This window comes from Kribbella kalugense, from assembly GCF_004365875.1.
In the GTDB taxonomy this organism is placed as follows: Bacteria; Actinomycetota; Actinomycetes; order Propionibacteriales; family Kribbellaceae; genus Kribbella; species Kribbella kalugense.
Genome location: NZ_SODF01000002.1, coordinates 642,698 through 661,794 on the forward strand (window position 1 = coordinate 642,698; position 19,097 = coordinate 661,794).

General features: G+C 67.8%; 15 protein-coding genes and 1 pseudogene. 3 read left to right on the top strand and 13 right to left on the bottom strand.

Annotated features, from left to right (window positions below; all coding sequences use genetic code 11):
- Window positions 1–56: 56 nt before the first annotated feature.
- The 8 genes and pseudogenes from EV650_RS41495 to EV650_RS20740 form a co-directional block, all read right to left on the bottom strand.
- A pseudogene (locus tag EV650_RS41495) lies at window positions 57–1,037 on the bottom strand (alpha-L-fucosidase); the annotation flags it as partial.
- Entirely contained in the window at window positions 1,034–2,407 is a 1,374-nt protein-coding gene (locus EV650_RS20710) for an FAD-binding oxidoreductase (RefSeq protein ID WP_134120692.1), read from the bottom strand. The pseudogene EV650_RS41495 and the gene EV650_RS20710, both read right to left, overlap by 4 nt.
- Entirely contained in the window at window positions 2,404–3,270 is an 867-nt protein-coding gene (locus EV650_RS20715) for a U32 family peptidase (protein WP_134120693.1), read from the bottom strand. The genes EV650_RS20710 and EV650_RS20715 overlap by 4 nt, the downstream gene beginning before the upstream one ends.
- Window positions 3,267–4,577 carry a nickel pincer cofactor-dependent isomerase, group 22 gene (locus EV650_RS20720; protein ID WP_134120694.1) on the bottom strand — a complete coding sequence of 437 codons (1,311 nt, stop codon included), beginning with the start codon at window positions 4,575–4,577 and terminating at the stop codon, window positions 3,267–3,269. The genes EV650_RS20715 and EV650_RS20720 overlap by 4 nt, the downstream gene beginning before the upstream one ends.
- Complete coding sequence (locus EV650_RS20725) at window positions 4,577–6,376, bottom strand: IlvD/Edd family dehydratase (RefSeq protein WP_134120695.1); 1,800 nt, start codon at window positions 6,374–6,376, stop codon at window positions 4,577–4,579. Before EV650_RS20725 ends, EV650_RS20720 begins: the two co-directional genes overlap by 1 nt.
- Entirely contained in the window at window positions 6,373–7,824 is a 1,452-nt protein-coding gene (locus tag EV650_RS20730) for an aldehyde dehydrogenase (NADP(+)) (RefSeq protein ID WP_134120696.1), read from the bottom strand. The genes EV650_RS20725 and EV650_RS20730 overlap by 4 nt, the downstream gene beginning before the upstream one ends.
- A complete protein-coding gene (locus EV650_RS20735; protein WP_134120697.1) occupies window positions 7,821–8,714 on the bottom strand; it encodes a fumarylacetoacetate hydrolase family protein in 894 nt (297 codons plus the stop codon). The genes EV650_RS20730 and EV650_RS20735 overlap by 4 nt, the downstream gene beginning before the upstream one ends.
- Window positions 8,715–8,725: 11 nt before the next feature.
- Window positions 8,726–11,440, bottom strand: a complete 2,715-nt coding sequence (locus tag EV650_RS20740) for a UxaA family hydrolase (RefSeq protein ID WP_238174349.1) — start codon at window positions 11,438–11,440, stop codon at window positions 8,726–8,728.
- 118 nt (window positions 11,441–11,558) lie between these two features.
- Between EV650_RS20740 and EV650_RS20745 the strand changes: the two genes are divergently transcribed.
- The 3 genes from EV650_RS20745 (at window position 11,559) to EV650_RS20755 (ending at window position 13,573) form a co-directional block, all read left to right on the top strand.
- Window positions 11,559–12,239, top strand: a complete 681-nt coding sequence (locus tag EV650_RS20745) for a GntR family transcriptional regulator (RefSeq protein ID WP_134120699.1) — start codon at window positions 11,559–11,561, stop codon at window positions 12,237–12,239.
- Between the two features lie 113 nt (window positions 12,240–12,352).
- Window positions 12,353–12,649, top strand: coding sequence for a ParB N-terminal domain-containing protein (locus EV650_RS20750; protein ID WP_134120700.1), 297 nt, complete (start codon window positions 12,353–12,355; stop codon window positions 12,647–12,649).
- A gap of 12 nt (window positions 12,650–12,661) precedes the next feature.
- On the top strand, window positions 12,662–13,573 hold the full coding sequence (locus tag EV650_RS20755) for a phosphotransferase family protein (protein ID WP_202874789.1): 912 nt from the start codon (window positions 12,662–12,664) through the stop codon (window positions 13,571–13,573).
- Here EV650_RS20755 and EV650_RS20760 read toward each other — a convergent pair.
- The 5 genes from EV650_RS20760 to EV650_RS20780 form a co-directional block, all read right to left on the bottom strand.
- Entirely contained in the window at window positions 13,563–15,152 is a 1,590-nt protein-coding gene (locus tag EV650_RS20760) for a phosphodiester glycosidase family protein (protein WP_134120701.1), read from the bottom strand. The two genes, EV650_RS20755 and EV650_RS20760, sit on opposite strands and share 11 nt — an antisense overlap.
- A 70-nt stretch (window positions 15,153–15,222) precedes the next feature.
- On the bottom strand, window positions 15,223–15,567 hold the full coding sequence (locus EV650_RS20765; RefSeq protein ID WP_134120702.1) for a VOC family protein: 345 nt from the start codon (window positions 15,565–15,567) through the stop codon (window positions 15,223–15,225).
- Window positions 15,568–15,673: 106 nt separating this feature from the next.
- Window positions 15,674–16,870, bottom strand: coding sequence for a Gfo/Idh/MocA family protein (locus tag EV650_RS20770; protein ID WP_134120703.1), 1,197 nt, complete (start codon window positions 16,868–16,870; stop codon window positions 15,674–15,676).
- Between the two features lie 244 nt (window positions 16,871–17,114).
- Entirely contained in the window at window positions 17,115–17,783 is a 669-nt protein-coding gene (locus EV650_RS20775) for a glycerophosphodiester phosphodiesterase (protein ID WP_134120704.1), read from the bottom strand.
- On the bottom strand, window positions 17,780–19,096 hold the full coding sequence (locus tag EV650_RS20780) for an ABC transporter substrate-binding protein (protein ID WP_166678227.1): 1,317 nt from the start codon (window positions 19,094–19,096) through the stop codon (window positions 17,780–17,782). The genes EV650_RS20775 and EV650_RS20780 overlap by 4 nt, the downstream gene beginning before the upstream one ends.
- Between the last annotated feature and the right edge of the window lies 1 nt (window position 19,097).

The following is a 19,097-nucleotide window of genomic DNA, read 5'->3' on the forward strand; positions in this document are numbered from 1 at the left end:
GTTGCCGGCAGCACCAGATCGGTCCCGTAGTACTCACGCACCGCAGTACCGAACTCCAGGAGCGCAGCAACATCTGGCGACGCGAACAGCCCGCGGCGGTCCGGCGGGATGTTCAACAGCAGTACGGCGTTGCGCCCGACCGACTTGCGATAGATGTCCAGTAGCTCCCGCACCGACTTCACCGCAGCGTCCTCGGACGCGTGGTAGAACCACCCCGGCCGGATCGACACGTCGACCTCGGCCGGATACCACCGCAGCTCGTCGGCCCGCGCCATCAGTTCAGGCCCGGCAACATCCGGCGCGTTCTGCGCAGCCACCATCTGCCCACGGGCGAACGGTACGACGCTCCACTCGGTCTCGCGCGCGAACCCGTCCTCGTTCCCCACCCACCGCACATCCGGCCCGCCGATCGCGATCGTGGCGTCGGGTGCCAACCGCCGGATCAGGTCGAACCAGGCCTCGTAGTCATAGGTCTGTGCACTACTCGTCGGATTCGCACCGTCCAGCCAGACCTCGGCGATCGGCCCGTACGACGTCAGCAGTTCGTACAGCTGCAGCAGGTAGAACCGGTTGTAGTCGTCGACCGTGTAGGTGAACTCGCCGATGGGTGCCTCGACCGCCGGGCTCCCGTTGCCGTAGTACCCGCCCGGCGCCTTCTCCTGATACAGGTCCGCCGGCGACAGATAGATCCCGAAGCCAAGCCCGGCCGATTGGCAGGCCGACGACAGCTCGGCCACCACATCACCGGAATACGGGCTCGCGGCAACGGTATGCGGCAGGTACTTGCTCGGCCACAAGCAGAAGCCGTCGTGATGCTTGGCCGTCAGGATCACACTCTTGAACCCAGCGGCCACCAACGTCCGCACCCACTGCCCGCAGTCCAGCTCCGACGGGTCGAACACCGTCGGATCGTCCAGACCGGTCCCCCACTCCAGATCCGTGAACGTGTTCGGCCCGAAATGCACGAACGCGGTCAACTCCTGCCGCTGCCACGCGATCTGCCGGGGCGATGGACGCACGTCCGACGGATCGATCACCGCAGCACCTTGCCGGGGTTGAGGAGGTTGTCCGGGTCGAAGGCATGCTTGATTCGTCGATGCAGTTCGAGGCTGACCGGGCCGAGCTCGGTTTCCAACCAGCTGGCCTTCAGCGTGCCGATGCCGTGCTCGCCGGTGATGGTGCCGCCGAGCCGAAGGCCCAGCTCCATCACCGCGCCGAACGCCTCCAACGCTCGTTCTTCGGCCGCCGCGTCGTTGCGATCGAAGACCACCGTCGGATGCATGTTCCCGTCACCTACATGCCCAGGGCAACAAATCAGCACCTGGTACTTCTCGCCGATCTCCGCGATCCCCCGCAGCAACGGGACCAGTTGCGACCGTGCTACCGAGACGTCGTCGATCAACGTGGTCCCGAGCGGCTCGAGTGCGGAGTTCACCAGGCGTCGCGCCTCGAGCAGCATCCGGGACTCCTCGGCGTCCGAGGCCTCAGCGACGTCAATCGCGCCATACGACAAGCAGATCGCTGCGATCTGTGCCACGTCGGCGGCCGCCCGTGGGCCTCGGTCGGACTGAGCGATCAGCATCGACCCGGCATCCGCCGGCAGTCCCATATCCCGGTAGCTCTGAATGGCCTGCACAGTCGGCCGATCCAGGAACTCCAGCAGCGAAGGCCGCAACCCTGACGCCATCACCGCCGCCGCTGCCGCGATCCCGTCCTCGATCGACCGGAACGTCGCCGCCGCGGTCAGCGCAGCCTCCGGCGCCGGACGCAACGCCAGCGTCGCCTCCGTCACCACACCGAGCGTGCCTTCGGATCCGACAATCAACCGAGTCAGGTCATATCCCGCGACGCCCTTCGCAGCCCGGCGACCAGTGCGAACGACCTCACCCGACGCCAGTACGACTTCCAGACCGCGCACGAAGTCCGCCGTCACGCCGTACTTCACACAACACAACCCACCCGCGTTGGTCGCGATGTTCCCACCGATCGTGGACATCTCCCACGACGAAGGATCCGGCGGGTAGAACAGCTCCTTCGCCAGCACGGCCCGCGACAGTTCCGCGTTCACCACACCCGGCTGGACCACCGCGACATGATCCTCGACCGAAATCTCCAGGATCTGGTTCATCCGCGAGGTCGACAGCAACAAGCATCCGTCGATCGCGTTTGCGGCACCCGACAACCCGGTCCGGGCGCCCTGCGTGACAACCGGTACGCCGAACGACCCGGCCGTCCGCAGTACCTCAACCACTTCATCGGTCGACGACGGCCGAACCAGCACCCGCGGTACGCCGGCCGTGCAGAACGTCGCGTGATCGTTGCGATGAGTGTCCAGTACGTCGGCATCGTCGACGACCGCCCCGTCACCGAGGGCGGACCGGAGCCGGGCTACCAGCGGATCGCTCATCCTTCTTCTTGTTCCGCAAGGAGTCGGAGAATCAGTTCCGCTCGCCGGACCCGCTCCCGGCCGAGAGCTTCCGCCGTACCCGTGAGATGCGCGCCGACCGGATAGATGTTCGGCGCGTTCCGCAGCCCCATCTTCAGATACACCGGCGCCGCGACGCGGACGACTTCCGGTACGTCGTAGAACCGGACGTGGCCGCCCTGGTCGTCGGGGACCTCGATGTACATGTCGATCGGCACAGTTGTGACCGAGCGGATCTCCGCGAGTACCGGCACCGGCAGGTCCGTCGACACGTTCAGGCTGGTCGCGCCAAGTCGCTCGTACAGCCGCGCAGTCGGTGCGTTCGGCAACGGCATCAGGACCGACGTCTTGAGCACCAGATCCGCAGGCAGCTCGCCCTCGATCTTCAACTGACCCAAGATCTCCAGTACGCCGATGTCTCCGACCAGCAAGCTCCGTACGCCGAGCTCCACCGCACGGAACGCGTCACACAACGACGCCGCGACCTGCTCATTGCCTCGCGCAACACCACCAACCGCGGCCGAAACCTTGGCCTGACCACCGATATCCCAAGCTCCGCGCGGTCCAAGGAACAGACAGACCTCCACGCCGGCGGACGCGCCGAGCGAGAGCATCTCCTCGATCTCGCCGTCGGTCAGCATCATCACGCCGCTGCCCTGCGACACCCGATCGATCGTGATCCCGCGAGACTTCGCCTCCTCGAGGACCGCGGTCATCACCCGCGGCCCTTCACAGGAAGGGATCTCGACCTTGTACGGCGACCCGTCTGGGAAGGTCCGGGTCGAGGTCTCCCCCGGCCGGAAACCACGGTCGGCGAGCAGGGCATGTGCCTCGCGAAGATTCATCTCTCGCTCCAAGGTCCGAGTGTCCCGGCCGGCGCCAGGTCCCGCGCCGTACCGGTGATCTCCAGGTCGAAACGCTCGGCCGCCTCGGTCAGCAGGGCCGGCGTCACCATCAACACGTCCGGGGACAGCGTGTCCTTGATCCGGGCCAGCCGCAGCTCGGACCAATCCCGCCGCCCGCACATCGTCACAGCCGCGAGTACGGCGGCCTCGTCGTCCTCCATCACCATCGGCAACCGGGAGCGGCGCGCACCGCCGGCGCCCGAGGTCAGCGCGTTCACATAGCTCGCGTGCAGATCGATCTGCTCCAGCAGCCGCGCCGGAATGACGTCGGCCAGTCCGAGCCCGGACGCGTTCCCATGCGATGCGGGCGACAACGAATGCACACTGATCGCGGCGATCGACGGCGACTCGAACTCCGGGATCCCGTGCACCCAGCACCGGCCGATCACGTTCGTATCCATCCCGGCGCCGGACTTGTCCTTGCCGAGTTCATCGATCACCAGTACATCGAGCTCGTCGAACGGCAACCGGCCGAGCATGCTGGAAGCCCTTTGCAGCAACGCGTTCTCGGCCGCGCCGGCGATCCCGTCGGCCTCGAGGAACTCGACGGACGCGGTCTGATCCAGCGCGTTCTCCAGGATCGCGAGCCCACCGAGAATCTTGCCCTGCGCAACGACCATCCTGGCAGCGGCCTCGATGTTGCCGCCGAGCGCGGGGATGCCGCCGGCGTGCAGCGAGGCGGCCCCGCGATGGTTGCCCAGCCCGATCGCGAGGACCTTCGCGATCCCGCTCTCGATCGGTCCACGGAAGTCGGTGTGCGGTTTGACCCGATTCACCAGCAGTACGCCGTCCACCTTGGCCGCGATCGCGTCGTGGTGGATCTCGGTCCCGTCGGGCAACGAGCCGACGACCACCGTCTCCATCGTCGCCTCGATCGGGCAACCGACGGACTCCGGCGTGATGCCGAGACCCTCGAGCATCTCCCGCTGACCATCGGCGGTCGCACCGCCGTGCGAGCCCATGGCAGGGATGACGAACGGCGCGGCGCCGACCGACTTCAACCAGTCGACGGCGGCCTTGACCACGGGCACCAGGTCATGGATCCCCCGGCTGCCCGCAGTCACGGCGATACGGGCGTCCGGGAGGATCCTTTCCCGAAGCGGTTCGAGGGCCGCCTGCGCGTCGGCGTACGGGTCGGCCGAGACCTGCAGATCCGTGAGGATCCGCCGGATCGGCGTGACCTGCGGCAGCGTCCCTGACGGCCGCAGCCCACGGACGGCCTCGAAAGGTCCCCAGGACGTGGCCATCAGTGACTCTGCCGTCCCACGGCCGAGCCGGTCCGGCCGACCAGGAAGTCCAGGTCGCAGCCCTGGTTCGCCTGCGTGACATGGTCAACGTACAGGCGAGCCCATCCGCGGTCGGTCTGCGGCGCCGGCGGCTGCCAATCCGCCCGCCGCTTCTCCAGCTCCTCGTCGGATACATCCAGATGCAACCGCCGAGCCGGTACGTCGAGCTCGATCCAGTCCCCGGTCCGCACCAGCGCCAACGGTCCACCGACCGCCGCCTCCGGCGTGACATGCAGTACGACGGTGCCGTACGCCGTACCGCTCATCCGCGCGTCCGAGATCCGCACCATGTCGTCGACACCGATCTCGGCGAGCTTCCGCGGGATCGTCATGTTCCCGACCTCGGGCATGCCCGGGTAGCCGCGCGGTCCGGAGTTCTGCAGGACGAGCACAGTGTCCTCGTCGACGTCGAGCTCCGGGTCCTCGACCGCCTTGTCGTAGTCCTCGATGCTGCTGAACACCAACGCCTTACCCCGGTGCCGGGAGAGCCGCTCGGATGCAGCCGACTGCTTGATGACGGCGCCGTCGGGAGCCAGATTCCCCTTCAGTACGGCGGTCCCCGCGCCACTGCCCAGCGGGTCCTCGACCGGCCGGATCACCGCATACGTCTGGCTGCCCGGAGCAGCGCCCGGGTAGGTCGCCTCGATCCGCTCGGCATTCGCGACGTTCTCGCCGATCGTCTTGCCGGTGACCGTGATCGCCTCGGTCTTGAGCAGCGGCAGGATCTCCTTCATCACCGCGGGCAGACCGCCGGCGTAGTAGAAGTCCTCCATCAGGTACTTGCCCGACGGCTGCAGGTCGACCAGCCACGGTACGCCGCGCGCCCACTCGTCGATGTCGTCGAGGGTCAGCTCGACGCCGACGCGGCCGGCGATCGCCAGCAGGTGGATGACGAAGTTCGTCGAGCCGCCGATCGCAGCGTTCGCGCGGACCGCATTCGCGAAGGCGTCCCGGGTGAGGATGTCGCTCGGCTTGAGGTCCTCCTTCACCATCTCGACGATGCGCTGCCCGGACTTCTGGGCGATCACGTATCGCCGCGAGTCGACCGCCGGGATCGCCGCGGACCCGGTCAACTGCAGACCGAGTGCCTCCGCCATGCAGGCCATCGTCGATGCCGTGCCCATGGTCATGCAGTGGCCGTTGCTGCGCGATTGACCCGCTTCGGCCGCGGCGAAGTCCTCGGCCGACATCCGGCCGGCGTTGAGGTCCTGGGTGAAGCGCCAGACCGCCGTACCGGAACCGATGTCGCAGCCGCGGAACTTGCCGTTCAGCATCGGTCCGCCGGTCACGACGACCGTCGGCAGGTCGACGCTCGCCGCGCCCATGATCGAACCGGGCGTCGTCTTGTCGCAGCCGGTCAGCAGCACGACGCCGTCGATCGGGTTGCCACGCAGGGATTCCTCGACGTCCATGCTGAGCAGGTTGCGGAACAGCATCGCGGTCGGCCGCAGCAACGTCTCGCCGAGCGACATCACCGGGAACTCCAGCGGGAACCCGCCGGCCTGCCAGACGCCCCGCTTGACCGAGTCGGCCAGCCGGCGCAGGTGCGCGTTGCACGGGGTGAGCTCGGACCAGGTGTTGGCGATCCCGATCACCGGACGGCCGTCGAAGGCCTCCTCCGAGAAGCCCTGCGACTTCATCCAGGACCGGTGGATGAACCCGTTCCGGCCCTTCTCGCCGAACCAGTGGTCGAAACTCCGCCGCCCGATGGGCTGATCAGGCTCGTCGACCGTCGGTTCGTTCGGGGGCTGATCAGTCATCGCGACACCTCACCTGTGGTCACGGTTCCGTTCACGCGGCGGCTGATGCCGGCCGGGTTGGAGTCCTTGAGTACGTCGGGCAGCACTGCATCGGGAGCGTCCTGGTAAGCCACCGGCCGCTGGAACCGTCGGGCCGCGGTCACCCCGACGCTGGTGTGGATCGACCCGACTGTCGACGGGAACGGGCCGCCGTGGTGCTGGGCCCACGACACCGCTACTCCGGTCGGCCAGCCGTTCCAGAGCACTCGACCAGCCCTTGCCGTCAGCAACGGCAGCAACTGCCGCGCCAGGTCGGCATCCGCGTCTTCGGCGTGCAGTGTCGCCGTCAGATTGCCTTCGAAGGCCTCGACCGCGGCGCGCAGTTCGTCAAGCGACGAGTATTCGACGACGATCGAGACCGGGCCGAAGCACTCCTCGAGGATCTCGTCGCGGCGAGCGAGCAGCTCGGCGACCGTTGTCTGTAGCAACGTTGCCGGACCGGACGACCAGACCCGAACGCCATCGATCTTCTCCAGCCGGTCGAGGCCGGAGCTGAAACCATCCTTGATCCGGTCGTTGAGCATCGGCGCCTCAGCGACCCCACCGACTGCCTCGACGAGCTGATCCTGCAGACCGTGGCCGGCGGGCAGGAAGAGCAGTCCTGGCTTGGTGCAGAACTGGCCGACGCCGAGGGTGAACGAACCGACGTACCCGGTCGCGATGTCCTTGCCGCGGGCATCGATCGCGGCTTGGGTGACGAAGACCGGGTTCAGGCTGCCGAGCTCGCCGTAGAACGGGATCGGCTCCGGGCGGGTGACGGCGATCTCGTGCAGCGCCTTGCCGGCCGGGACCGAGCCGGTGAAGCCGGCCGCGGTGATCCGCGGGTCCTTCAGTGCAGTCACGCCAACGTCGAAGCCTGCGATCAGGCCGAACGTTCCGTCGGGTGCTCCGGCCGCCTTCAGTGCCTCGATCATCACCTCGGCGGTCCGTGCGGACAGCTCCGGGTGTCCGGGGTGTGCTTTCACGATCACCGGACAGCCGGCCGCGAGCGCGGACGCGGTGTCTCCACCGCAGACGCTGAATGCGAACGGGAAGTTGCTGGCAGCAAACACCAGGACCGGTCCGACTGGCACCAGCACGCGGCGGAGGTCGGGGCGCGGGACCGGCTTGGCCTGTGCGTCGGCCGTGTCGATGATGACCTCCAGCAACGAGCCTTCTTCGAGGGCGTCGGCGAACATCCGCAGCTGGCCGGTACTGCGCGCGACCTCGCCGGTCAGCCGCGCCTGGGGAAGCGAGCTCTCGCGCATCGCGATCGGCACCAGCTCATCAGCGGCGGCGTCGAGCGCGTCCGCGGCGGCGCGAATCCACCCGGCCCGCACCGCGGGCTCAGAAGCAGCGAAGGCGGGGGCCGCAGCGTCAGCCGTAGCAAGCGCCTGCTCGAGCTGGGCGGGGGTGGTGTCCGAGGTCATCGGGTTCCCTCCAGGTTGTCGGTGGCGAGGAACGCGAACGGTTCCCGGCCTACGGCCACGGTATTCGTGAGGGTGCCGACCTCGTCGATGGTGATCGTGATGACGTCGCCCTCGGCCAGCGCGAAGTCCAGCTCCGGCACGATCCCGGTGCCGGTCGCGAGGATCACGCCGTCGGGGAAGTCGTTCGGCAGGAAAAGTACGTCGATCAGGTCCTGCAACTCCCGCACCAGCTTGGCGGTCGAGGTGGTGTCCGCGAACACCTCCGCGCCGTCCCGCTCGATCACCAGCCGGATGCCGAGGTTCTTCGGGTCGGCGACCTCCCACACCGGGCGGATCCCGGACGCCAGTGAGCAGCCGCCGGCGAACAGCTTCGCCTGCGGCACGTACAGCGGGTTGACGCCCTCGATCGACCGCGAGCTCATGTCGTTGCAGACCGTGAACCCGACGATCTCACCGTGGCTGTTGGCAACGACCGCGAGCTCCGGCTCCGGTACGTCGTGACCGGAGTCGGACCGAATCCCTACCGGCTCGCCGTCCACGACCACTCGCCAAGCAGGCGCCTTCTGGAACAGCTCCGGCCGATCGGCGCTGTAAACCTTGTCGTAGACCGACTGCTCGGTGCTCTCCTCCATCCGGGCACCGCGCGACCGCTCGTACGTCACGCCCGCACACCAGACCTCGCCGCGGCCGTCGAGCGGCGGCAGGAACTTCACACCCGCGGCCGGCTCCTCCACGCCGAGCTTGCTCACCACCGACTGCAGCTCGTCGAGCGGCAACTGGAGCAGTTCGGCGAAGGTGTTGACGCCCACCAGTTGGGACAGGCTGTCGCCGGTGCGCACACCAACAGCAGGACGCCCGTCGACCGGGGACAGATAGCGGACAAGGTGCATGGACAGGCCTTTCACATCGACGTACCGAGCAGACCACGGGTGATCTGGAAACCAACATTGCCGGAGGCAACTGCTTTGGGGACGAGCCGGCGACTGGCAACGGCGGCGATCGTGTCGAGCCCGATCCGGGCCTGCTCGGCCGCATCACCAGTGGCCACCGCGTCCAGGTCGTCGCCGTACATCGCGACCGTCTCCGGATCGTTGCTGAACTCAACCACCGGAACGAACCGCTGCGCCGACAAGGTGCCGCCGGCAACATGCGCGAGGATCTGCTGTACGCCGGTCGCACCGAACCCGGTCGCGGTCTCCATCCAGTCCGTCCCCGGCATCCGCATCACGTGCCAGCCCGGCTCCGCGAACCGCTGCCCGTGCGCAACCGTCGGCCCGACCGGATCCGCTGACCCGAACGCCGCAGTACGGAAGGCATCATCCGCAAGCAGCGCACCGCGCGACGACAGTACGACGGAACCGCCGGAGCCCACGATCTCGCGGCCGATCAGCGCGAACGCCTCAGCGGTCGCAGCCGAGAACCGACCGCGCGCCTCCAACCCGACGGTGAGCGAACCCAGGTCTCCACGCTGATCGACCGGCGCCGCCAACTGGAAGCTGCTGAACCAGTCCTTGACCTTGTTGCCGACGGCATCGAGACCGCCGTCCGCCTGGATGCTCGCCCAACCGAAGCGGGCCGGATCGGCGCCGGCCTCGACCAGTCGCGAGCGGAAGTAGTCGTTGTGAGTCTTCTCGCAGCCGTGCTCCAGCAGCAGCGCCATCCGGGTGTTCGGATGCAGCAGGTAGCCGAGCATGATCCGCGCGAACGTCTCCTCGGACGCGCCTCCACTGCTGCCGCAGCCCTCGGTATGCGGAAGAGCGACCATCCGGGTGACCGAGTCGCCGGCCCATTTCTCCAGCTCCGCCTGGCCCGCGAGGCGCAAGGCGATCTGGCCGGAGCAGAGGCTGGTCGGCAGGATCAGACCGACTGCCTCAGGGACGAGCCGGTCATCGACGCGCAGCAGCTCAACCGGTGTCCGGCTCTCGGAGGTCAGGCCCTGGTGCGGCAATCCGTCGAGCGGAGCGTCGCGGTCCTCGACCGGCAGGTCGGCGAGCTTGCGGCTCATCCGGCCGTCGGTGGTGATCGAGATTCCGTCGACCGGGCCGACCTGCTTCCAGTTCCGCCAGATCGACACCTGGCTGTGGCCGGCCCGCTCGCCCGCGCTCTTCTCACCGGACGCGACCCTGATGGTGAGGTCGAAGGTCTCCGCGGTCAGGTCCGCCATCGACGTGCCGGTCAGATACTTCCCCGCGTTCACGTCCATCTCGGCGTGCAACCGCTCGTACCTGGCACTCGTCGTGACGAACTTCAGCGTCGGGACGAACGGGAAGTTGGTGATCGAGCCGTTGCCGGTGGTGAAGAAGATCAGGTTGCAGCCGCCGCCGATCTGGCCGGCCACCGATTCGAGGTCGTTGCCCGGGCTGTCCATGAAGATGTAGCCGGTGCCGGGCAGCGGCTCGCCGTAGTCGATCACGTGGTCCAGCCGCACCTCGCGCGGCAGCTTGCGGGCGGCGCCGATCGACTTGAGCACGATGTTGTAGAGACCGCGGTACACGTTGCCGCCGGACGGATTGCCCTCGGCGGTGTGCCCATGCCAGCCGACGCGTTCCTTGAACGACTTGATCGTGCTCAGGAATCGTTTCGCGGTCGCGAGGTCGCGGACGTTGTTCAGTACGTACGGCTCGGCACCGATCAGCTCGTCGGTCTCCGCGAGCACCGCCGTACCGCCGTGTCGGATCAGCTCGGCGCTGACCTGACCGGCCAGCGGATTCGCCGAGATCCCGGAGAACGCGTCGGAACCGCCACACTGCAAGGCGATCTTGAGATCCGCCAACGGGACCTCCTCGCGCTGCTGCGCGTCCACGACCGGCAGCCAGGGCTCGATCAGCGCGCCGGCGATCGTCAGGTCGTGCTCGAAGCCGGCCTTCCGGGTGAAGTACGCATGCGGAACCTTGAGCGACGGGTAGCCGTGCTCGGCCATGAATTCCTTGATCGCCCGGCCGGACACGACATCACCCTCGGTGTCGACGATCAGGACAGCGCCGACGTTCGGGTTCAGCGTGAAGCCGGCCAGCGTCGCAAGCAGGAAGTGCAGGTTGTTCGGGACCTCGTCCTCGCCGCCCTCCGTGTGCGCCACCGGTACGACGCCATCGCCGGCGGACGCGCCGTCGAAGCGCCGGGCCAACTCGGTGACGAACCCGCTGCTGCGCGAACTGGTCGCCATCAGTACGACGTGATTGCGAGTGCCGGCCGGACCCTGCTCGCGGCGGTAGCCGAGGAACGTGCCGGGTTGCTCGACGCTGGTTACCTGGGCACCGAAGTTCAGCGCGGACTCGTCCAGCTCGTACGGGTCGAGCGGCTCATTTGTCGCCGACGACTCGTCCGGCAGGCCGTCCACTCCGCGGGCGGTGACTGCGGCCAGGCTGGTCGGCGTACACACGTAGTCACCTGGGACCAGGTCGCGGGACGCGCGGGCGAAGGCGGTGTTCCACGAGGTCAGGGCCGCGCCGGTGGGGACCGGGGTGACCACGAAGCGATGCCCTTCGAGCACGGTGTGTGGCAGCGTGATCGTCGTACCGTCGAGCTCGACCTCGGTGCCGGCGTCGAGCCGGCGGGAGGCGATCGCGACGTTGTCCCCGGGCTCGGGCAGAACGCCGATCTGTTCGAACCTCACCATCGTTCGTGCCTTCCCATAGCTGCCTTTGGGCGAAATCGTGCATGATGCATGATTACCAGTGTTACCCTGCCGAAACCAAAGGGTGGGGTCAAGGCCGCGACCAGATTCCGGAGACCGCATGACCGAGCCGATGGCGCCGGTGGACCGGCGGCTGCTGCGGCGGCAGATGCTGGCCGACGACGTGTACGAGGCCATCAAGACGATGCTGATGGACCACGTCATCGTGCCGGGCGCGCGGATCTCGATCGACGGGCTGGCTCGCGAGTTCCAGGTGTCGTCGACGCCGGTCCGCGAGGCGCTGGCGCGGCTGGAGTCGGAGGGGCTGGCGGTCAAGGAGCCGCTGAAGGGGTATCGGGCGACGCCGCTGCTGACGCTTTCCGAGTTCGACGACCTGTACCGGTTCCGGCTGCTGCTGGAGCCTTGGGCGGCTCGCCGGGCGGCCGAGCTGATCTCCGCCGACGGCCGGGATCGGTTGCGGGCCGAGCTCAAGAACGCGGTCGAGCCGACGTCGGTCGACTACGCCGGCTACAAGTCACTCACCGCGCACGACAACCGGTTCCACTCGCTGATCGCGTCGCTGTCCGGCAGCGAGCAGGTCCGGCTCGCCTTCGAGCGCACTCACTGCCACCTGCACATCTTCCGACTCCACTACGACCGCGACATCGGCCCCGAAGTACTGACCGAACACCGCTCTCTCGTCGAAACCATCGCCGCCGGCGACCCCACTGCCGCCGAGGCAGCCATGACCCGCCACATCGAAAACTCCATGACCCTCCGCCTCCGCAAAATCTACGAATAACCCGCCGCCCCTTCCCCCTGGCCGAGCTGGTCCCGCCGGAGCTCACGCCGTACATCCTCGACTTCCACTGGTCCGGCGAGCAGCTGCACGCCCTCGACCTACCCACAGTTGGTTTGCCGCTCGCCGAGCTCGCCCACCACCTCGACCTGCCGTTCTGGGCGCACGACGGCGAGCCGTTCCAACTCACCCCGCACCAGGTTGCCGCCGATCCGGTCGCCTACCAGGCGCAGTACGAGCGCACCCTGGCCGCCGATCTCCGCCACCCTCTGGATGTACTGCGGCGCTCCGACGACCGCCTGACGGTCCTGGATGGCGTGCACCGTCTGCTGCACGCAGAACTCGAAGGCCGCACGACCGTAGACGTCCGGATCCTGCCCTGGAACAGGTTGGACGAGATCGCGGTGGGGTGAGAGTCTCGGGGCGTGCGATGGCTGGATGGGGGTTCGCCTGCGGAGGTTGTGGCGGCGTTGAAGGATGTTGCGCCTGAGCTTGGCGACTACCCGATTGTGGTTCGGGAGCCGGTGGGCGATGACGATCCCTTGTGGCGGTCGGCGACTGCGGTCGTTGGGGAGCGGTTCGTGGTGAAGTATGCGTGGTCGCGTCCTGCGGCGCTCCGGCTGGCGCATGAGATCGCCGTCCTGGAAGCGCTGGCGATTCCGTACCTGCCGGAAGTGGTTGCCAGCAGCACCGATCCGGTGCTCTTGGTGACCAGGCTGGTGCCTGGTCAGGCGCTGTTCGATGTCGTGGACTCGGTCGACCGGGACGATGCGGGTCGGCAGCTCGCGCAGTTTCTTGGTGAGTTGCACGGTGCTGACATCGGTCCACTTCCTCCCGCGGCACTGCAACCAGCCACGACCGATGTCTTGCGCAACGAGTTCATCAAATGGGCTCGTCCCGATCAGCGCGCAGCTGTCGTGCGGTGGTGCGACTGGGCAGACGAAGTACTGGCGACGCCACGCGCGACTGTGCTGGTGCACGCCGATCTACACGGCGGCAACCAGGTCTGGGAGGGCGGGCAGCTTCGCGTGGTCGTCGACTTCGAGACCGCCGGCCTTGCCGAGCCGGAGTACGACCTGCGCGCCTTCCCCGGCACGGGTCCCGGCGTCGAGTTGCTCACCGCAACCATGCGCCACTACACCCACCTCACCGGCCGCGAACTGGCGACCGACCGCGTAATGGCCTGGCACCTCCGCACCGCCCTCGGCGATGCACTCTGGCGCAGCGAAGCCGGCGTCCCACTACCGGATCACCGCACACCGCAAGCCTGGGTCGACGACCTCGCCGAGCGATTCACCGCACTAGGCATCGACCCAGGCTTGTCAGCTACTTCGTGACGACTAGGGCGTCGCCGACCGGGCGTTCGCCGGTGGCGTCCGAGGGCGTGTTGAGGACTTTGCCGTTGGCAACCATTGTGGTGGAGCCGCCGCCGTCGAGGTTGATGGCTTCGGTGAGGTGGAAGGACTTGGCGACCGCGGCTTCCTCGGAGATGGACAGGCCGAGGCTGTCGACGTTGCGCCCGTCGGCGGTGATCAGGACGGTGCGGCCGTGGTCGTCGACGCCGGCGATCGTGCGCGGGTTCCGCTTGTGTACCCAGCCGTAGTAGAAGCTCGGCGTGTCCTGGACCATGCCGTCCGCCGCCGCAGTCGCGTGGATCCGGCCGTCGCGGACCAACTCTGGTCCGCCGTTGACGATCGTCGTACGGCGGGACAGCGCGACCGGGCGCCCGTGGTCGTCGAGCAAGGTCGAGCGGATCGAGAGCGGCTTGCCGATCTTGGCGGCGGCGAGGAGCGGGGCGACCAGGTTGCCGATCGCCTGGACGGTCCGACCGCCTTCGGGGATGGCTCCGCCGCGAGTCGTCGTACGGATCGCGGTGACGATCCCGCGCCGGTCGAGGATCACCTCGGCGCCGGGGCCGCTCGGGGTGGCGACGCCGTACGACGCGTCGAACGCGATCAGCTCGTCGGGGTCGGTGCACGTGGTGTCGTGCAGCGGTTTGGAGGTCGGCAGGTCGTCCGCCGTACCGCCGCAGTTGCGGATCAGGCCGGGGACGCGGTTCAGTCCGTCGAGCGGGAGGGGCTTGCCGAGGCCGCGGAGCTCACCGCGCCAGGTGAAGCGGTCGACGGAGGTGCCGCGTGGCCCGAGTACGAGAGCCGGGCGGCCGTTGGTGGGTTCGCTCACCAGGCGTCCGTCGTACACGCCGATGCCGGCCGGGTCGCCAGGTGCGCCGGACTTCGGGTCGAGGACGAAGAAGCCCGCGTTGATCGCGGCGGTCGCGCCGGTCAGGGTCGCGAGAGTGCTGGTCGTCTCGCGCTGCTCGATGTCCAGGCCGTACGTCGCATCGAGCGTGCCGCGGAACGTCTTCGGGTCGATGGTCAGGACCTGCACGTGCCAGGGACCGGTCGAGCCGGCGATGTCGTCGGGTTCGCCGTCCCATCCGGTGTAGAGGCTCGATCCGCTCAGGCCGGCCGCGATCACCTTGGTCCGCAGCGCGTCGGCCTCAGCCTTGGTCGGGAACAGTCCGAGACGGACTCGATACCCGAGGCTGCCGCCACCGCCGTCCGCGAGTTTCGGCGTCGGCACGTCCTCGACGCGCGGGTCGAGGCCGGCGGCCCGGAGCTTGTCGGCGGCCTTGTTCGCGCCGGCCTGGTCGGAGATCGCGGCCGCGGGGGCGTCCGGATCCGGCGAGGACGACGGGATGGAGACCTCGACCGTCCAGCCGGCGTTGGTGTCGGTCTGGCCGCGGACGATCGTGGTCAGCGTGACGCCCGGCTGCAGGGTGCGGGTATCACGGGTTTCGGTGAGATTGTCCGGGCCGAGCGGGAGGTGCTGCGCCGGCGGAGTGGCGATGGCAGTCGTGCCACCAAGGGTCAGGGAGAGACAAAGGGCGGACAGGCCCAGACGTCGCAGGGTCATACAACGTTCCTACGGGGCACCCTTTGCTGTCGCAACCTGAGCGGAGCGTCGCGTTCTTGAACAACAAACGTCACTCCAACGGCGCCCCGCCGTACGAAACCTCGTTGCCGTCCGGATCGAAGAACGTCGCATGACGTACGCCGTTCTCGTATGTCTCCCGCACCGCCGGCTCGAGCCCTCGTTCGGCAATCGCGCCCAGCACACCCTCGAAGTCCTCGACGAACAAGGTGTGCTGCGCATGCCCCGCGTGCTCAGGCACGACCTCGATGTAGAGGAACTGGTGTTCCCCGACCTCCCAGACCGCCTCGACGTCATTGGGCAGAAAGCTCGGCGGTCCACCCAGCAACTTCTCGTACCAGGCGACGGCGGCGTCGTAGTCAGCAACGGAGATTCCGGCGAAGAGGTCCAGACCCATGCCGGATAGTACCTAAGGACAGGAGGTAGTCCCTCGAATCGTGCCGGTCGCGGCGCGCGCAGGCGTGGCGACACGGGCTCGAACGCACTACCTCCTGTCGTTAGCGTTAGACGGGGGCGTCTCCGTGGTCGGGGATTTCTAGTTGTACGCCGCCTTGGAGGGCGGACTGGTGGGCGTAGATGCCGGGGAGGGTGTAGCGGGCCGAGACCCAGGCGTTGATGGGTGGGAGGGTCTTGTCGGCGACCGCGCGGACGAAGTCGTCGGCGAGGAAGTGGTGCGAGCCCTCGTGGCCGTTGTGCATGCCGTCGAACTCCTTCGGCAGGCGGCTGCGGTCGTGCACCGGGGAGAGACCGGAGCGGAACGCGTCACGCAGCGCCGGGTCGACGTTCGCCAGGTCGGAGTCGTCCAGCGAGCTGCTGGGCTTGGTCTCCATCAACTGGGAGACGTCCTCGACACCTTCCTTGTTCTGCCAGAGCGTCGTGGTGGCGAGCTGCTCGAAGCTGCCCTCCGTGCCGAACACGCGCAGCCGCGACTCGCGGATGTGTGACGGGTACCCGACGCGGCGCATCTCGTTCGTCCGCATGATCCCGCCGTCGGCGAGCTTGAACAGTGCGGTCGCGTTCGAGAAGTCGTTGTTGAACTGGCTGACGTCCTTGTCGAAGACGCCGTCACCACGGTCGTCCTTGACGCCGATCGCCGACACGTGGGTGGCGTGCTGACCGGTCACCGAGAGAACGTTGCCGACGGCATGCGTCGGGTAGAGCAGCGGCGGGAACGACGCGGTCTTCTTCCAGTCGTCACCACCGGAGTACTGGTACGCCGCGTAGAACCCGAGATCCATGTCGTGGACGTAGTCGCCCTCGGAGTAGAACACCCGCCCGAACGCACCCTCGGCGAGCTTCTGCCGGCAGTAGACCGAGGACGGGTAGTAGAAGCTGGTCTCGCCCATCATGTAGGTCAGGCCGGTCTCCTTGACCAGCTCGATGATGCGGGCGATCTGGTCGGCCTCGATCGCCATCGGGACCGTCGAGTACACATGCTTGCCGGCCTCGAGCGCCTTGATCGCCATCTCCCCGTGCAGCCAGCGCTGGGTAAAGATCGCGACCGCGTCCAGGTCCGACTCGAGCATCTCCTCGAACGACGCGTGCGTGACCGCGATGCCCTGCTGGGCGGCCATCTCGGCGGTCCGCTCCGGGATCACGTCGGTCAGCCGCACCTCGGACACATCCGGGTGCGCGGACCACAGCCGCAGGAACGAAGGAGCAAACTGTCCGGCGCCAACCACGCCGATGCTGATTCCCATGCGAGAGAGCCAATCACACATTTATGTTCTATGGAAGAACAAATTCAGACGTTGGAACGTGTGCGGCGCAAGACGCCGCCTCCGGCGGCGGGGAGGTTAGGGGCGTTGGAACGCGTAGGGCGCGAGGCGCCGCCTCCGGCGGCGGGGGTCGGGGTGGGGGCGTGCGCACCGCCACGCAGGCAGAAGTGGCCGGAAGGGGCCGGGCACACGGCGTGTCGGGGGTTTCTGCGTGCGTGGCGGTCCGCTAGGGGAGCAGGTGGGGGTTGTCTGTGGTGATGCCGTCGACACCTAGCGTGACGGCGTGGGCCAGGGTCTCGGGGTCGGGGACGGGCCAGGCGGTGACGTTCAGGTCGGCGGCGTGCAGCTCGGCGACGCCGTTCGCGGTCAGGCCGGCGATGCCGCAGAGGGCCCAGCTCGCCTCGGCCGCTCGGGTGCGGGCGATGACGTCGGCGATCTCCGGCGTACGGCCGAAGATGTGACCGGTCGTCACGTCCGGGAACGCCTGCCGCATCGCGAGCAGGATCTCCGGATGGAACGACGTGACCAGGGTCCGCGCAGCCAGGTCCGGGTCCGACTTCAGCGACTGAGCCAGCAGCGGTACGGCGGCCTCCGCCTTCACCTCCGCCTGAAACCGAACGTCGATCCCCGCGACCGCCTCGGCCCAGGTCGGCACCTGCTCCCCCAACCCGGCATCCAACGCCCGCAGCTCCGCCAACGTAAGACCGTCGACCTCGCCCGACCCGGAGGTGGTCCGGTCGACGGTGGCGTCGTGCATGATCACGAGCTCCCCGTCGGCGCTCACCCGCAGGTCGAGCTCGATCTCGTCGCACCCGTCCGCGACCGCCCGGCGGAACGATCGCAGCGTGTTCTCCGGCTCGCTCCCCAGCGCGCCCCGATGGCCGGTGATGATCACAGCACCTTCTCCTCGTAGAGACGTTTGACCTCTTCGCCGATCGCCTCGAGCCGCCGCGCGACCGAGCCGAACACCTGCTTCGGTTTGGCGTTGTCCGCGTAGATCTGCTGCAGCCCGGTGTAGATCTGCACGTTCGCGTTCCGCCCGTACAACCGGATCGCGTCCTGCTGCCGCGCATTCTCCAGCTGCGCGATCGCCACCCCGTAGTTGGGCTGCTCGGCGATGAGCTTCTTCAGCTCGGCGTCTTCCCGGGCTTTGTTCACCACGGGCAGGTAGCCGGTCTGAGTTGTCCACCAGGCCGAGTTGTCCGGATGCGCCAGGAACTGCAGGAACGCTGCCGCGGCCTGCTTGCGTTCGTCCGAGATGTTCCGCAGCATCCCGATCCCGCCGCCACCGGTGGCGAGCCCGGCCGCGACCTCGGACGGGATGAACCCGGCCCCGACCTTGAACTTCGCCTTGCTGCTAATGGTCTTCATGCCACCGGTCGATTCCTGGATCACCGCGACCAGCCCGTTCGCGAAGTCCGTACTCGGACTGCTCGCCATGTACGCCGCCCCGAGATCGTGCGCCATCGACCGCTGCCACTCGCCGGCCGCGACCGCGCCGGCCTCGTCGATCGTCACGTCGAGACCGCGTGAGTACGCCCCGCCGAACTGCCACACGTTCCCCTGGAACTGCCAGTCCCCGTCGATCTTCGCGAACGCGATCGTTCGCAACGACCGCCCACCGGACTGCACCTTCGCCAGCGACGGCACCCACGACCGCAGTTCGCTCCAGGTCCGCGGCGCCCGATCCGGCAGCCCGGCCTTCTCGAACGCATCCCGGTTGTAGTACAAGATCGGCGTACTGCGGGCGAACGGGACCGCCCAGCTCTGCCCCTTCACCACATACTCGCCGAACAGCTTCTCCTGGAAGACCCCGGGACCGAAACCGTCGTTGAAGTACTTGTTCAGCGGCTCGAGCGCGTCGTTCAGGAAGAACCGTTCCCAGGTGACGTCGGAGAGTACGGCGAGATCCGGCGCCTGCTTCGCGACCAGCGCGGCCGCGACCTTCTGCGCCACGTCGTCGTAGCTGCCCTGGAACTGCGTCTCGACGTACACGTCGTCCTGCGAATCGTTGAACTTGGCAACGAGTGTGTCGACCGCCTTGCCGTTCGCCCCACCGTACGGCGACCAGAACACGACCCGGGTTCGGTTGGCGTACTGCTTCGGAACGGAACCGGCCGGTTGCGAGTAGATCGCGTCCACCGACCGGTAGCCACAGCCGGCCAGCGTCAGGCCCGCTGTCACTCCGAGGAAAGTCCTGCGACGCATG

Coding starts and splice junctions, on each gene's coding strand:
- EV650_RS20715 (WP_134120693.1), bottom strand. CDS start 3,270: ATGAATCTTCGCGAGGCACATGCCCTGCTCGCCGACCGTGGTTTCCGG.
- EV650_RS20735 (WP_134120697.1), bottom strand. CDS start 8,714: ATGCACCTTGTCCGCTATCTGTCCCCGGTCGACGGGCGTCCTGCTGTT.
- EV650_RS20745 (WP_134120699.1), top strand. CDS start 11,559: ATGACCGAGCCGATGGCGCCGGTGGACCGGCGGCTGCTGCGGCGGCAG.
- EV650_RS20720 (WP_134120694.1), bottom strand. CDS start 4,577: ATGGCCACGTCCTGGGGACCTTTCGAGGCCGTCCGTGGGCTGCGGCCG.
- EV650_RS20740 (WP_238174349.1), bottom strand. CDS start 11,440: ATGGTGAGGTTCGAACAGATCGGCGTTCTGCCCGAGCCCGGGGACAAC.
- EV650_RS20725 (WP_134120695.1), bottom strand. CDS start 6,376: ATGACTGATCAGCCCCCGAACGAACCGACGGTCGACGAGCCTGATCAG.
- EV650_RS20710 (WP_134120692.1), bottom strand. CDS start 2,407: ATGAGCGATCCGCTGGTAGCCCGGCTCCGGTCCGCCCTCGGTGACGGG.
- EV650_RS20765 (WP_134120702.1), bottom strand. CDS start 15,567: ATGGGTCTGGACCTCTTCGCCGGAATCTCCGTTGCTGACTACGACGCC.
- EV650_RS20780 (WP_166678227.1), bottom strand. CDS start 19,096: ATGCGTCGCAGGACTTTCCTCGGAGTGACAGCGGGCCTGACGCTGGCC.
- EV650_RS20760 (WP_134120701.1), bottom strand. CDS start 15,152: ATGACCCTGCGACGTCTGGGCCTGTCCGCCCTTTGTCTCTCCCTGACC.
- EV650_RS20770 (WP_134120703.1), bottom strand. CDS start 16,870: ATGGGAATCAGCATCGGCGTGGTTGGCGCCGGACAGTTTGCTCCTTCG.
- EV650_RS20730 (WP_134120696.1), bottom strand. CDS start 7,824: ATGACCTCGGACACCACCCCCGCCCAGCTCGAGCAGGCGCTTGCTACG.